This is a genomic window from Cyclobacterium sediminis (assembly GCF_054781075.1).
Genome location: NZ_BAAGVC010000044.1, coordinates 118990 through 133993 on the forward strand (window position 1 = coordinate 118990; position 15004 = coordinate 133993).

Here is a 15004-nt window from a genome sequence, read left to right on the forward strand (position 1 = left end):
TCCACACGGTGGTAGGAAATAAAGGCTCGCTTATTGACTGATTAATTTTTGATGGATGGCTTTAATCTTTTGATTCAAGTCTAAAATGGCTTTGGCATATACTTCATCCCAATGCTCCAATTTTTCGGTTTTGCTGTTTGCAATCTGATATTCAATAGCCGGAAGAATCCAAGATGCATAACCACTATAAGGATCAGAAGAAGCGTATAATGAAAGAAACCAAGGTCCAAATGGCATTCCTTCCTTATAGATAAAACTTTTTTCTAGTTGAATTAGGGCCGAATTGATTTGTTTTAACTCTTTTTTCTTGAATTTGCCTTGGTCTAGTATTTGAGGCATAAATTGACTGAGTGAATTTGTAGATTCAGCTAAGGATTGGATGGCAGCTTCAGATTGCCGAAAGCCGGTAAATTCAGGGAAATAGGTTTTGATTTTACCGGTAGCAGTAGCGAAATGTTTACGCAAGTCTTCTGCATACCTGGGCGTATCATAAGGTATAAAAGTGGCATTTGCCAGTTTCAAAGACATTATACCTGCCCATTGAGCAACTGCACCTCCCATTTTCAAACTTGGATCAATAAACTTTTCATAGAAATTAAAATCATCGTAATTGGTATGATAAAGCGTTTTCCCTCCTGTACCGCCACTCAATGAAGGTACACCTGTATGCATATAAAAACCTATATGGTCTGATCCACCGCCGAGATTACCTATGGGAAGATTTTTACCGTCTTTGGACCAGCTATCAAACACTGATTTGGAGGAGTCGGGATAGGTGACTTTTTTGGCAGCATCCATCATTATTTTCTTCAAACTTGGAGCAGCCGCTCCCCCAAAATTTCTTCCGGATACCCCTCCATCAAAATTAAGATAGGCCACGGCCTGGCTTCCCAGTTCTTCTTTCATCTGCTCTACCCATTCGGTAGATCCAATGACTCCATATTCTTCACCATCCCAATGAGCAATCATTATTGACCTTTTAGGGCTAAATCCTTCTTCTACCAGCTTACCCAATGCTTCAGACAAGGTTAACAGCATGGCTGTGCCGCTTCCAGGATCCGTAGTGCCAAAAGCCCAAGCATCGTAATGGCAACCTAATATGATCCAATCTTCAGGATACATGCTACCTTTTACTGTACCTATTACATTATTGATTCGGACAATCTCCTTGGGTTGAGATACTGCTAACCTAACTTTTAAAGCCGGTCCTCCATCTAATCTGTAGGTAAATGGGAGGCCTCCCTGCCAACCGCTCGGCACCGGCTTACCTTTCATCAAAGCGATGATTTCTTTGGCAGCTCCATAGCCGATAGGTGTCACAGGAATTGTATGTAAATTTGTTTCTTTGGGATCAAGACGTTTTACTTTAGTCTTGCCCTCCAATGGCAAAGCAGGTTCAAAGGGTGTCAGAGGGTCGCCTATAAAGGTTTCAGTCAAAACAGAACCCCTTTGAATGGCACTCTCACTGTAATTATTCCCTTCCGGGTAAACCAATCCTTTACTGAAGCCATAGTCTTTGGGGTCTGTGTATATCAGGACACCGGCAGCACCATATTGTTCTGCATATTTTGCTTTAAATCCACGGAAGTTTCTCCCGTATCTGGCTAAAACAATTTTACCTTGAATATTAACCCCAAGCTCTTCCAGTTTATCAAAATCTTCTTTGGTTCCATAGTTAGCGTAAACAACCTCTGAGGTGACATCTCCTGAACCTGAATAAGCATTCCAGCCTTTATCAAGATCAGGGTGGGAGGAGTAGGGGTTATCAGGAATAATGTCCTCCATCTGATTCAATGGCTGCCTCTTAGGGGTTACAATTTCTACGGTTGAAGTACCCGGGTTTTTAGGAATATATACATCATAAGGATATAACTTGGTTTCTAAGTTGGCTTTTGCCATTACATTGATAAGGTAATCCCTTACCTCTTCATTGGCTTTAGAACCAGCGGTGTGTGGGTTGGCGGTAATGGTTTTGAGGTGGTTTTTAAAGCTTGGGAAATCCACCTTTTTTAAAAACAAATCCTCTAAGTCAGTCTGAGTTTTGCTTTCACTTTCTGAAAAACCGTCAAGGCGACTTTGAGCCTGCAGGTTAAAAGTCAATCCTAGAAATAAATAAATTAAAAGTAATTTCTTCATGTTTAAATTATTGTAACACCTGTTCAACAGTCAGAATATTCTCACTTGGTTGGTTTCTGATACGTTTGGTTCGTAAATATCTCTTAAGTTCAGCAGCATCGAAGAGCTCATCTTCAGGGTCAAAACTACTGATTCTAACTCTTCCTCTTGAATGAATGAATTTCCCATCACCTATCCACATACCTACATGGACCACACGCTCCTTGGTAGTATCTGTAGCGGGAACACCAAAAAACAATAGGTCACCCACTTGTAAATTTTCCCAATTTTTGTCCTCATCTATCAACTCACCTTCGTTAATCTGTTGTGAAGCATCTCTAGGAATGACCATGCCATTAAGAAAGTAGATGGTCTTAGTGAAACCACTGCAATCAATTCCTTTTGGGGAAGTTCCACCCCATAGGTAGGGTGATCCCATCATTTTTTGTGCAGTTTGTATAAGGTTTGAGTCACTGGTGTTTCTGCTATTTTTCCAAACCTCGTAGCTGATGGCATGGTCTCCTTGAATAACTCCCGTCCTTTGGTCGGGAAGAGTCACCAAATAATTTCCATTTTGATAACCATTTACTTCCAGCACATTTCCTGCAGTGACATCACTTACTATGTCCTCAAAATTATCATCGCTATAGATACTGCTAATCATTTCTGTGACTACCACTTTTTCTTTTTCAAACCATTTATTCAGGGTTGGTTGATCCACCAATACAATGGCTGCAGCATCTACCCACGATATATAGTCATCAGGCGTTTGTACCAAATACCAGCTCCCATTGGATTTAAACACATTTAAGGGAGTGCCCATCAGGGCTTGGGTAGCAAGTTCTGCAGAATGTTTGGGTGCACTTCTTATATTGGCTACGGAATTGGTTACCAAAGCCAAATGCTTGGAACCCAGTTCAGCGGCAGGAAGTAGCTGTATGGAATCACTAAATTCAATATCATTAGCAGCTAACTTTGCGAGCAAAGCATCGTGGGCTTCGGGTAAATTAGTCTCTCCTATTAATTTGCCATCTTTCCATTGCACATCAAATAGGGCTACGCGTTTATCCGGAGCAAAATCTTCTTTTACTTCGGCAATTGTATTGTCAACTTCTGGTTTCCTGTCTTCACTTTTGCAAGCAATGAATGTAGCCAGCAAGAATAAATAAATGTAAAATGTGTATTTCATGGCTAAATACGCTATTATTCTCTATTGATTGGAGAAAGTATAAAATAAAATAATAAGGAAGAGTCCCTAATTTAAGGTTGCATTTCCCTATTCAAGAATTCTTGATAAAGCCGAATATGTCTATTGGTCATAGGTATTCTATAGCCCTTAATAAATACTTGTTGAATTTGAGTTTTGGGTTCAAAGGGGTCTCCATCCGCAATAAAAAGCGTGGCATTTTTTCCTTCCTCAAGTGAACCCATTTGCTCACTTAAACCAAACATTTCTGCGGGATTTATAGTAATGGCCTTCAATGCCTCTTCAGAACCCATTCCATAGGCAGCTGCAAAACCGGCGTGGAAAGGCAAGTTTCTAACATTTTCGGCATCCATTGTCCGTAGGGCTACTTTAACTCCTGCTTTTTGGAGTAGTGCAGGGTTATTATAAGGTGCATCATAATTGTCTGAATTTCGGGTTGGCAAGGCCAAGACCGGGCCTGTAATGACCGGGATTCCGGCAGCAGCAATTTTATCTGCTACTTTCCACCCTTCAGCAACTCCTGTTAGGATAGGTGTTATCTGTTTCTCCTTAGCCCAAGCAAGAGAAGAAAGGATATCTTGGGCAGCATTGACCTCAATAAGTAAGGGCAACTCTTTAGCCAATACCTTAGAAAGTTGCTCCATTTCGGGGTAATATTCCAATTCTCCACCTTTCTTTTTGATAGAAAGGTAAGTGGCTGCTTTTTCCCAAAGCGCGTCAATTTCCTCTAGGGATTCTTTTGCAGCCTTGTCCAAATCTGATAAGGAACGGTTGTCATAGCTTCCTGATCTTGCGGCTGAGGGGAAATTCATATTTACCCCCTTAAAACCTCCGTACATTTGTTCAGGGGTATAACCATTTAGATTGATAAGTGCTGCTGTGCCGGGGAAATAGCCCCCTCTGGGTTGGGTTAGTACTGTAGTGACTCCACTCACACGGGTAACAGGTATGGCTACCCCATTAGGGTTTACCGCAGTAAGGGCTTGCATTTGTGGTGTCACTTTTCCCAATTCCATATAATCTTGGGTTTCCCGTAAAGAGTTAATTTCCACTATTCCCAAGCTGGTGCCTCCATCAATAAAACCGGGATAAATGAATTTGCCTGTACAGTCAATAATGGTATAATTTTGTTCTGGAAGATCTCTTCCAATGGCTTTAATTAGTCCATTTTCTATCAATAAGTCATGATCTTCCAATACCCCGTTTGTAACGGTATAGATTGTTGCGTTAGTTAGCAAGAAATTAGCCTTGAAAGGTTTGATAACTTCGCCTTCAATCTGGGCCATCAGACTATAGTTTAGTAACAAAAAACAGAGTCCTAAAAACAACTTAAACTCTTTCATAGAAATTCTATTTTTGCAAAGGAAATTGAGCAGTCTCTTCATTGTAAGCAATTAAAAGTCTTGATTTTCAGTGAACAACATGTCAACATCCTGCATGCAGTTGTGTGTGCCTGTACTTAAACGAAATGGATCCGGGGATCTTTTTACGTTGATCTTTAGCCTTTGGTCGGCTTCATCAGTTGCCCTATCGAAAAATTTGACACCATCTACCCAAGTCATCTGTGGTATGGCATATATGGAAAGTGGATGCTTGTCAAACAATACCAAATCAGCTTGCTTTCCTACTTCAATGGACCCTACAAATTGGTCGATGCCTAATTGTTTGGCAGGGTTAATGGTAATTAAGGCCAAGGCCTCTTCATCAGAGAGTCCTCCATATCGCTGGGTTTTTGCTGCCTCATGATAGAGGTGACGAATAAGCTCATCTGAGTCTGAGTTAATGGAGGTAACCACACCGTTTTTGGTAAGTATGGCTGCATTGTAAGCAGTGGAATAATACACCTCAAACTTATATGCCCACCAATCCGAAAATACAGAAGCTCCCATGGTGTGTTTTGCTAGTTCCGGAGCCACCTTAAATCCCTCATTAACATGTGAAAAGACAATATTGTCTATGCCATATTCCTGGCAAACCTGGATTAGCATATAAATTTCATCTGCCCTATAGGAGTGGCAATGAATAATAATTTCACCTTCCAAAATGTCCACAAGCGTTTGCAGTCTGGAATTATACTTTGGTGGAGTGGATATTGTCTTTTTGTCTTGCTTGTCTTTTTCCCAGTTTGCCCAAACTCTCTTGTATTGCAGGGCTTCTTCAAAGCCGTTGCGGATGACAGCCTCTACGCCCATTCTGGACCTGGGTTGTAGGTTCTTGCCTATTCCATGAACCCTAGTGGGGTTTTCACCAAGTGCAAATTTAATGGTTCGCGGAGCTTCTTCCATAATCAGTTTCCCGGGATCAGCTGTACCATAGCGGTGCTTTAGCGTTACATTTTGTCCTCCGATTACGTTGGCAGATCCATGCATGGCATGGGAAATGGTGGTTCCGCCTGCCAAAGCCCTGTATATAGAGATATCGAATGGGTCGATCACATCCCTCATTTGAACTTCTGATGTGATGGGGCTACTGGCTTCATTGACTATCTCAAGTGCCAGGTGGGAATGTGCGTCTATTATCCCCGGCATCAAATATTGTCCTGCAGCATCCACAATCGGAATATTTTTTTTGGCTTTTAGATTGGCTCCGATTTCTTTAATTATCCCATCTTGAATGAGTACATCTGTATTTTCCAGTGTGCCATTGGTAATGGTAATGACATGGGTGTTTTTTATCAATACGTCTGCAGCAGAATTTTCCTGAGCGAAGCCTTGGGTACCCAACCAAATTAACAAACCAGCCAGTAGTAGTAATGTCTTATTCATGGATTTTATTCGGTTTATCTTTTTTTGAAGCTTTAACAGTAAACTGATTATAGCCTTTGATATTCATCTTGCCTTCAAAATTATTTTGATCCATATCTCCGGATACCGTTACCTCCAAGACTTCCTCGTTGGTTTCTATTGAAAATGAAAATGACAAAGTATCTTCGGTCTTCACCAAGTCCTTCATTTCTGAGGTTTTTATTCCGGTTCCTTTAGGACTGTCATAAGAAACTGTTCCTACCCATTTGTCATCATTTTGAACAAATTCCCATGTTCCTTTAGATTGCCCCACCGGTGTTTCAGCAGTGTAGTTCCAGATTTGGTTTTTTCCATCAGTCAATTTTGCACCTTCACTGTAATCAAATAGGTAACCATCACTAATGATCATTTTTACCATGGCTTCCTTGGAAAAAAGACTGTCGGTCATCACTACCATATTGGCCATTTTGCCGGGAGAAATGCTCCCACTGATTTCTTCTATTCCTAAAAGTTTGGCGGGATTGCTGGTCAATGCAGCCAGTGCAGCCTCTTTTGATAGCCCGTTTTCAATCATTAATCTAAGGTTTTTAAATAAGTCTTTCTTATCTACGCCAAGACTGCTGAATGCAAAGGGGATATCGGCTTTTTCATACTTTGATGCTAAGCTTAATGCATCTTTGTAGGCTTCTTTTCCTCGTTTGATAAGGGCCTCGTAATCTTTTCCTTGTTTTGCTTTAGGCAGTGAATCTGTAAAATTATCTTTAGGAAGATCCAAGCTTAAAACAACTCCTATTTCTTTGGATTTTAGTAAAGGGATCGCTGAATCCCCTTCATTTATTCCAAGTAAAATAAGCTCGAAATTGTTTTCATCCTGCATTTTTACGGCTCTTCTTAAATCCAATTCACTTTTTACGGAGACCAATAAAGGCTGCTTGCCTTGGGGGACAGGAAGGAGGGCGTTGAGAACAGGGTCAATTTTCACTCTTCCAATTTGTTTGTTTTCCTCATATAATTTTAGGCTTTCCTCATATAGCAATGTATTTTGGTACAAGTCACGCCACTTTGCCATTACGGCAAGTTTGGTATGGGGATAAAGCCCCCTAATGGTGCTAAATTGAAAAAATTGGGATTGCATGGTTGTAAGCAAATTGTTATTGCCTGCATCTCCATAAACAACAACTGCCGTTGACCCGGGTAACATTCCCTGTCCCATAGGAAGCTTTTGTCCTATTGTAAACCCAAGCTTTCTCCATTCTTCTTCAAGATTTTCATCAAACTTATAATGTTTAGCTGCAGAAAAATGAGGGTGAATACCGGCGATTTCAGGATTTGGATTGGAAGAGTCAAAATTACCGGGCTTCTCGGGAAGCTCAGGTGCTTTGACTCCTGATTTATTGCCAAAATCTATAAATCCGGGATATACAAACAAGGACTTACCATTGATCTCTTTTGCATCAGAGGGGGCCTGGAGGTTTTTTCCAACTTTTACAATAATACCATTCTTAAAAAGAATGTCATAATCGCTAAGTATTTTACCCGGTGAGGGGATTACTGTTGCCCCTGATAGAAAATAACTTGTCGTTACCCTCCTGTCACCATTATTGTCACTCTGAGCCTGTGATTGCCTTAAATTCACAAGCATACATATAAGAATGGCAGTAAAATAGGGCAAAATGAGTTGTTTTTTTGACTTCATTTTTAAGAATTTGTACTGAACTAAAAGCTAAAAATAAGCTTTTAAACTCAATTTAAGAATAGATATTAGTTAAAAATTGGCTTCAGGTAGAGAATAGCATTTCTTTCAGAAGTGACAGTTAATCAAAATGAATTTTTCTTTTTTTGATTAAAAATGAATTATATGAAGTTGATTTTAGTAACTTTGAAATTTGTGATGGTAATTAAATATTTATAAAATTCAGTTGCAGAAGGTTTTAAAGCTAAACCCTGGTTTAATTCAATTAACTAATGAGTAAAAGTTCGCTTTTTAAAGAGTTGTTTGTCAATATTAAAACTACTGGCGCAGTAACATTTAGTTCAAAGTCCCTTGTGAATAAAATGTTGTCTTTTGCCGAGTTTAAAGGTGCAAAGGTCATTGTAGAACTTGGCGGAGGAGATGGTAGTATAACTAAAGGAATCATTGAAAGGATGGACAAGGATGCCACCCTGTATGTATTTGAGATTAGTGAGCATTTTTGTGAAAACCTTAAAAAAGAATTTGCTTCAGACAACGTGGTAATTATCTGTGATTCTGCAGAAAATATGGACAAACACCTGAAAGGAGAGCCTGTTGATTTGATCTTATCTTCCTTGCCTTTTAGCCTTATTTCCAAAGAAGCCAGAACGGCCATTTACGAGAAAAGTAGCCTGATGCTTAAGCCAAGCGGTTATTTTATCCAAATTTGCTATTCCTACCTTTTGCGGTTCCAATTTGCTAGTCATTTTAGCACCATAAAAACAGCCTTTACCCTAAAGAATTTTCCTCCGGCTTTTATAATGGTCTGTAACAGCTGATAAGGTTTTTTCCACTTAATTTTATAAATTGCTTCTGATGAAAGGAGCGAATTTTAAGGGAAGAGGTACGGGCCAACAGCCGGGTAATACTTATGAAAAAAACGAACTTGTTCAGGAACATATAGAAGGGATTGACATCCCTAAATATGAGGAAAACCCAAGAACAAAGTTTATATCTATCAATAGTAAATCAGCCTTAAGTGTCAATGACAGTCCTGATTTGCCATTAAATTACTCTATCAATCCTTATCAAGGGTGTGAACATGGTTGTATCTACTGCTATGCAAGAAATTCGCATCAATATTGGGGATACGACGCCGGTTTAGGTTTTGAAACAAAAATATTGGTAAAGACCGATATCATTGCGCAACTGAAAAAACAATTTGAAAAGCCAAATTACCAGGCACAAGCGATCATGCTTTCCGGAAATACAGATTGTTACCAGCCTGCTGAAAATAAATTCCAGCTTACCAAAAAAATCCTAGAAACATGCTTGTCCTATAATCACCCGGTAAGCATAATAACAAAAAATAGCCTTATAGAAAGAGATTTTGAACTGCTGAAAAAGTTAGCAAGCAAAAACCTTGTGCATGTCTACTTCTCTATTAATCATCTAGATAAGGGTTTAAAACTGCTTTTAGAACCCAGAACCGCTATAGCCGCAAAAAAAATTGAAATCACTCGAAAATTTTCTAAAGCAGGGATCCCTATTGGCATAATGGTTGCTCCAATCATTCCCGGAATCAATACGGAGGCTATTCCGGAAATAATTAAATCTGCAGCCGAGGCAGGTGCCATGAAAGTGGGGTATACCGTTGTGAGGTTGAATGGTCAAGTAAAAGATTTGTTTCACAACTGGTTATTGGAACATTTTCCTGATCGAGCAGAAAAAGTAATGCATCAAATAGAAGCCTTGCATGGTGGGAATCCCAATGATACTGCTTGGGGAAGGAGGCTTAAAGGAGATGGGGTTCTGGCCAAAACAATTTCAGACCTAATGCAACTTTCCATTAGAAAGTATCTCCCCAAAGGCTCAAAAATGCCTGCTTTTGATTTCAGTCAATTTATAGGTAATGGACAAACAAAACTTTTTTAGTATGGACTATCTTGATAAAGGAATATTGGTACAGGCCACCATGGAAATGGCCAAAAGAAAAAAGGGCAATGCTTTTTGTCCCACCGAAGTATTGAAATGGATTTATCCTACCGACTGGCAAAGTTTCCTGGATGAAGAATACAAAGCAGTCAATTGGTTGCATGAAAAGGGTTGTATTGCCTTAGCAGATGAAGGTAAAAGCCTTAGCAAAAGCGTATTGGAAGAAGACAATAAAATCAAGCTGGGTAGCAATACCTTTAGGCTATAAATTAAGCCTATTTCTTTCGGTAGATTGTAGGGTCCACATTGTTTTACTCAGATTAGGAAAAGGTTATATTTGATCAAATCGTACACTGCTATTATTGAAGCAGCGTATAATTTTGTAGTTTTACCTAATTTTTAAATCATGACAATATGAAAAGGACCAAAGCGCAGGAATCCAGAGCAGCCATTGAACGTTTGTACATCACCATGCGACATCTTTTTATGCGTGGCAATTACAAACCAACAGGAGTTTCAGGGGAGTCTTTAGTGGATGCTTTGCTCACCCTCAGCCCGGAAATCTATGGTTTGGTCAATGACCCTGAGAAGCTTGAATTAGAAGGTTTGTTATATGTTATGGAACGTCTTCCTCAAGGAATTGAGGAATGCCGATATATTCGGTTAATTAGTAGGGAGGGTTACGAAGATTCAGGATTCTTACCATTGGTGCCATCCAAGAGGAAGCGGAATTGTTACAGAGTGGATGAAGAGCAGATGTACGTGGAGATGACACGAGGTAAAAGTGATATTTATGACATCCTTACTCACCTAACATTTTTGTACATCGAGTCAGAAAAAATCCGAAAAAACAGTACTGACCCTAAAGGAAGAATAAACCTTAATTGGAGAAAACTTAAGGAGGTCGTAGAGAAAGAGATAAAGGGTGAGGAGTACAATAAGGAAGCTGCCTGTTCTTACCTTAGCCATATCACCGGCAGGACATTTGAAGAGACCAAGGGCGCCGTTCAGAAGTTTGGTAACTCACAAAATAGCAATAGTCTTTTTTCTATCATATACCATATGGGAAGGTTATCCATGGAAGAAATGATAGAAGACCGTGATAGAGAAATTTCCTTTTCTGCCACCTTGAGAGAAAGAGTAGGGCACCATGTTTATGGTGAATCCTGGGCTGACAGTATCAAGGCCGTTTTAGAAGAACAGGATTTATTGGAAAGACCCATACATGTGATCAGCGCCAATTTACACAGTGTGCTCAATACCATTTATGGTTACCAAGCCTTTGAATTGGAAAATTATGAAACCATTGAGGAAATGGCTTTAAAAATAAGTGTCAATGGTAAGGGAAATAAGGGCAAAGAGGTCTTGGCCTATGCCCTAAAACACGGTTTAACTCAATTGCCTGATTCCTCCGGTACCAACATTGGTGTCCAAATTATTGATACCGATAAAATGGTGTCTGAAGCGCTAATTCCTGGAGTAAAACTTCCTCAGGATAAAAAGAAGAAGCCGGTGTTGATAGTGATGGATTATGCCTTTGGAGAGCAAGCCTATGAATGTTTTGATGAATTGTTGAAGCCCTATGAACTGGGTGAGAAGAAGATTCCATTGAATATTATCAGTACTTCTATTATCGGTAAAGCCGGGATTCTTGAAGGGAAGAAGGGCGACATTATGATCCCAAATGCCCATGTGTTTGAAGGAACAGCTGATAATTATCCGTTCAAAAATGAATTGAGTCCCAGCGATTTCGAAGGCTACGGGCTTGGTGTTTATGATGGGCCAATGATCACCGTATTGGGAACATCCCTTCAAAACAAGGAGGTATTGGGGTATTTTATGGAGTCTTCCTGGAATGCTGCAGGCTTGGAAATGGAAGGTGCCCATTACCAAAAAGCCATTCAATCCGCCAGTAAAATTAGAAATAGCATTAGAAAGAATGTCAAAGTGATGTACGCCTATTATGCTTCCGACAACCCATTGGAAACAGGTAGCACCTTGGCTTCAGGGGCATTAGGAATGGACGGTGTGAGACCGGCCTATTTGATCACCTATAAAATTCTTGAGAAAATAGCCGAAGTCTAGTCTTCTAATTGGAAATCAATGGTGGTAACTACCCTTACGGTTTTAATTTGAGGTGTATTCTCATCCCGGTCATTGATGGTAAATAAGCCTTGTCTGGCCGTTCTGATCTTACCTACACTGGCATCTGAATCACGGGCAAATTTTTCAGCCACTTCTCTAGCGTTTTTTGTTGCTTCCTCTATCATTGAGGGTTTAAGGTCATTGAGGCCTGTGAAAATATATTCTATGGGTCTCCAGGTATTTTTTGATTCCAACAGTATCCCTTTAGACATAAGGGTCAAGGATTCAGAAAGGGCTTTTTGGAGTTTTGCCAAGTCATTTGTTCTGACTGTTAACTCTGATTTGGCCAGGTACCGAAATGCGCTATATTGAGCATTGGCATTGTATCTATCTGCCTTAAGATCACTAATGTTGGTACTTCCCTTTGTCAATTCATCCTCAGTAAAACCTTGAGCAATAAAGAAATCGTAGACTTCCTTGTTTTGTTTCTCTATATCTCCGCTTAGGATATTTAAATCATTGGCAGTTAATGAAATATTGATGGGCCAAACGGCTAGGTCTGCGTCTACTTCCCTTTCAGACAAGCCCTTAACTTGAACTGACCTATCGTATTGCTTGCCTATCTTGTGCATATTTCCAATAAAAAAACCTGCGACAATCACGGCAGCACTAAAAAGAAGTGTTTTTAACCAATCAATTTTCATGATCCAAAATTTTAATATAAAATTTAATATAACCTTAATTCTTAAAAATAAGTAACTTCCTTACTTTCAATATTTCTTTATCAATATCAGTGCCATCTTGGCATTTGGGAAGAGGCTTATTTATTGATCAATACTTTAGGGATACAGCAAGTATTGCTTTCTCATTGATTTATAGTTTGATAAACCCGGTTCCCAACTTGCTCTAATTTCACTTTCAGGGACTCCTTCAATGATTTGTTGCCTAAAAAGCCCTGAGCCGATTTGGATCTCAATATTATTCATTTGATTGCTGAGACTTCCATCAAAAAACTTTTCTTTTTCAGGACTGTTTTTATAGAGTTCCATGATCCATTTTAGATTTATTTGTCCGGTTTCTCGCAATAAATCCGTGTTGTAATCACGTAGATCTAGACCAAAACATTCTTGATCCATAAACAATGGACTTTTTGACATGCCTGCGATGCTCTTTGGGGTATAGAAAAAGGAATAAATTCCTTTGTAGGCGGGACTTCCGAAAACAGTAAAAGGGAAATAAGTGCCCCTTCCATGGTTGATATATGTGCCCTCAAACATACAAGTAGATGGATACAGAAGTACGGCCTGCTGAGTGTTTAGGTTGGGAGAGGGGGATACCGGTAGGGTGTAGGGCATGGCATGGGCATAGTTGACCACAGGAATAATTTTCAATTTGCATTGCACCTTGTCTTTGAGCCAGCCTTCACCATTCGCCATCAGGGCAAATTCAGCCACAGTTAAACCATGCGACATAGGCAAGGGGAACTGTCCTATTCCGGATTTGTACTTCATGTCTAAAACCGGACCGTCTATCAAATATCCATTAGGGTTTGGCCGGTCAAGGATAAGCAATTCTAAATCATGCTCTTGGCAGGCTTCCATAAGCCGTGCCAGCGCATTGATATTGGTGTAAAACCTACAGCCAACATCCTGCAAATCGTATATCAAAAGGTCAACCTCGCTTAAATCCTCCTTGGAAGGCTTTCTCTTTGAGCCATATAGTGAAACGATTGGAATTCCTGTTTTACTGTCTATTTCATCCTTTACATGAACGCCTGCTCCCACATTGCCTCGGAAGCCATGCTCAGGGCCAAAAACTTTAACGATTTCCACACCGAGGGACTGAAGACTGTCTACCAAGTGCCTCTCCCCAATAATGCTTGTAGGGTTGGCCATAATGGCTACTTTTTTTCCTTCTAAATACGGCAGGTATTTTTCTGTTTGATCTGCTCCGGTTAAAATTTCACTTTCTTGCTCCCAACTCACTTGGGCTCCTGCGTTGAAATTAATCATGGAAAGCAAGCAAAAAATAAAGCAAAGGTTTTTCAATGGTAAGGACATAAGTACATTAATTTGATTGAATATAATAAGGAAAAAGTAAAGCCCAACCTAATTAGACTGAGGTTATTGATGGACTACATATTAAATAACTTCTTTACTATACTTATTCATATAATTTAATGGGGTCATGTCGGTGATTTTTCGAAAAACATCTCGGAAAGCTTTGGGGTCATTGTATCCTACCTCATACATGACTTCATTGATGTTTTTTCTACCTGTTTCCAATGCTCTTTTTGCAGCTTCCACCTTCACCCTTTGGTGGTATTCTACAATGGTATTTGCGGTAGCTTTTTTAAACCGTCTTTCAAATGTTCTCCTGCTAATGGCCAATTCATTGCAGAGCTTGTCTATGGCTAATTTCTCATTAAAATGTTTCTCTATATGTTCCTGTGCCTTCAATACCTCCCTGTCTTGATGTGATTTTTGTCCTGAAAAAACCATAAAGGGAGATTGACTGCTGCGATCAATATCAATCATAAATCCTTTGGCTGCGGCTACAGCTGTATCTCTACCGGCAAATTTTTCTATGAGATACAATATAAGATTGGTAAAGGAATAAGCCCCACCACTGGTATAAATACCATCGGCCTCAGTCAATATTTTGTCATCTTTTAGCATTGCTTTGGGATAACGTTTTCGAAATTCATTGGCAAACTGCCAGTGTGTCGAGCATTGCCTGCCATCCAAAAGTCCTGTTTCTGCCAGAAAAAATGAAGCCACACAAAGGCTGACCACCTCCGCACCATTTTTATGTTGATTGATGATCCAGGGAAGAAATAGAGTGTTTATTTTTAGGTTTTGATTAAAATCACCATGGATTGCAGGTATAATGATAAGGTCAGTTTTACTGACTTGGTCAATCAATATTTCAGGTTTGACGATGAAAAGTCCGTGGCTTTGTTCGGTTTGTTTTTCAAGCCCTACCAATTGAATGGTGAAGAGTGGCTTTCTTCCACTTTTAATAAAAAATTCGTTTACCCAATTTAGCATTTGGTGGCTTCCACTAATATTTACCATGCTTGTGTGGCCTCTGGGAATAAGGATTGATACGTGTTTCATCTTTTCTTTTATTAAAATAATTGATGCCGGCCCTAATTACTTAAAGAAAGGTAAATAAAGATTGTGTCGCAATCAACCCCTTAGATTGACGGATTCTACCTTCTTTAATATAAAACTATTCAGCTAA

Annotated in this window: 12 protein-coding genes; 4 read left to right on the plus strand and 8 right to left on the minus strand. The window is 39.6% G+C overall.

The genetic code is table 11. The annotated features are described in order from the left end of the window. Positions 1 to 30 precede the first annotated feature (30 nt). From ACYVHJ_RS22625 to ACYVHJ_RS22645, 5 genes are all read right to left on the minus strand, one after another. Positions 31 to 2136, minus strand: coding sequence for a M28 family peptidase (locus ACYVHJ_RS22625; RefSeq protein ID WP_460519648.1), 2106 nt, complete (start codon positions 2134 to 2136; stop codon positions 31 to 33). Between the two features lie 7 nt (positions 2137 to 2143). Next, entirely contained in the window at positions 2144 to 3304 is a 1161-nt protein-coding gene (locus ACYVHJ_RS22630) for a C40 family peptidase (protein WP_460519651.1), read from the minus strand. 71 nt (positions 3305 to 3375) lie between these two features. Next, on the minus strand, positions 3376 to 4665 hold the full coding sequence (locus tag ACYVHJ_RS22635; RefSeq protein WP_460519654.1) for an amidohydrolase family protein: 1290 nt from the start codon (positions 4663 to 4665) through the stop codon (positions 3376 to 3378). 51 nt (positions 4666 to 4716) lie between these two features. Next, positions 4717 to 6087, minus strand: a complete 1371-nt coding sequence (locus ACYVHJ_RS22640; RefSeq protein ID WP_460519657.1) for an amidohydrolase family protein — start codon at positions 6085 to 6087, stop codon at positions 4717 to 4719. After that, positions 6080 to 7762 carry an amidohydrolase family protein gene (locus ACYVHJ_RS22645; protein ID WP_460519660.1) on the minus strand — a complete coding sequence of 561 codons (1683 nt, stop codon included), beginning with the start codon at positions 7760 to 7762 and terminating at the stop codon, positions 6080 to 6082. The genes ACYVHJ_RS22640 and ACYVHJ_RS22645 overlap by 8 nt, the downstream gene beginning before the upstream one ends. Positions 7763 to 8031: 269 nt before the next feature. On the opposite strand from ACYVHJ_RS22645, the gene ACYVHJ_RS22650 reads away from it, so the two are divergent. The 4 genes from ACYVHJ_RS22650 (at position 8032) to ACYVHJ_RS22665 (ending at position 11758) form a co-directional block, all read left to right on the plus strand. Continuing rightward, positions 8032 to 8577 carry a class I SAM-dependent methyltransferase gene (locus ACYVHJ_RS22650; RefSeq protein ID WP_339901404.1) on the plus strand — a complete coding sequence of 182 codons (546 nt, stop codon included), beginning with the start codon at positions 8032 to 8034 and terminating at the stop codon, positions 8575 to 8577. A gap of 37 nt (positions 8578 to 8614) precedes the next feature. Next, on the plus strand, positions 8615 to 9673 hold the full coding sequence (locus ACYVHJ_RS22655) for a PA0069 family radical SAM protein (RefSeq protein ID WP_339901406.1): 1059 nt from the start codon (positions 8615 to 8617) through the stop codon (positions 9671 to 9673). A 1-nt stretch (position 9674) separates the two neighbouring features. Then, positions 9675 to 9941 (plus strand): hypothetical protein, encoded by a 267-nt coding sequence (locus ACYVHJ_RS22660; RefSeq protein ID WP_339901408.1) that lies wholly within the window; start codon positions 9675 to 9677, stop codon positions 9939 to 9941. Between the two features lie 146 nt (positions 9942 to 10087). Continuing rightward, a complete protein-coding gene (locus ACYVHJ_RS22665) occupies positions 10088 to 11758 on the plus strand; it encodes a DUF6909 family protein (RefSeq protein ID WP_460519665.1) in 1671 nt (556 codons plus the stop codon). Here ACYVHJ_RS22665 and ACYVHJ_RS22670 read toward each other — a convergent pair. The 3 genes from ACYVHJ_RS22670 to ACYVHJ_RS22680 form a co-directional block, all read right to left on the minus strand. After that, positions 11755 to 12462, minus strand: a complete 708-nt coding sequence (locus tag ACYVHJ_RS22670) for an SIMPL domain-containing protein (RefSeq protein ID WP_339901411.1) — start codon at positions 12460 to 12462, stop codon at positions 11755 to 11757. The two genes, ACYVHJ_RS22665 and ACYVHJ_RS22670, sit on opposite strands and share 4 nt — an antisense overlap. A 135-nt stretch (positions 12463 to 12597) precedes the next feature. After that, positions 12598 to 13818 carry an exo-beta-N-acetylmuramidase NamZ family protein gene (locus tag ACYVHJ_RS22675; RefSeq protein WP_460519669.1) on the minus strand — a complete coding sequence of 407 codons (1221 nt, stop codon included), beginning with the start codon at positions 13816 to 13818 and terminating at the stop codon, positions 12598 to 12600. 81 nt (positions 13819 to 13899) lie between these two features. After that, positions 13900 to 14877: a GlxA family transcriptional regulator gene (locus tag ACYVHJ_RS22680; RefSeq protein ID WP_460519672.1), complete on the minus strand. Its 978-nt coding sequence runs from the start codon at positions 14875 to 14877 to the stop codon at positions 13900 to 13902. Between the last annotated feature and the right edge of the window lie 127 nt (positions 14878 to 15004).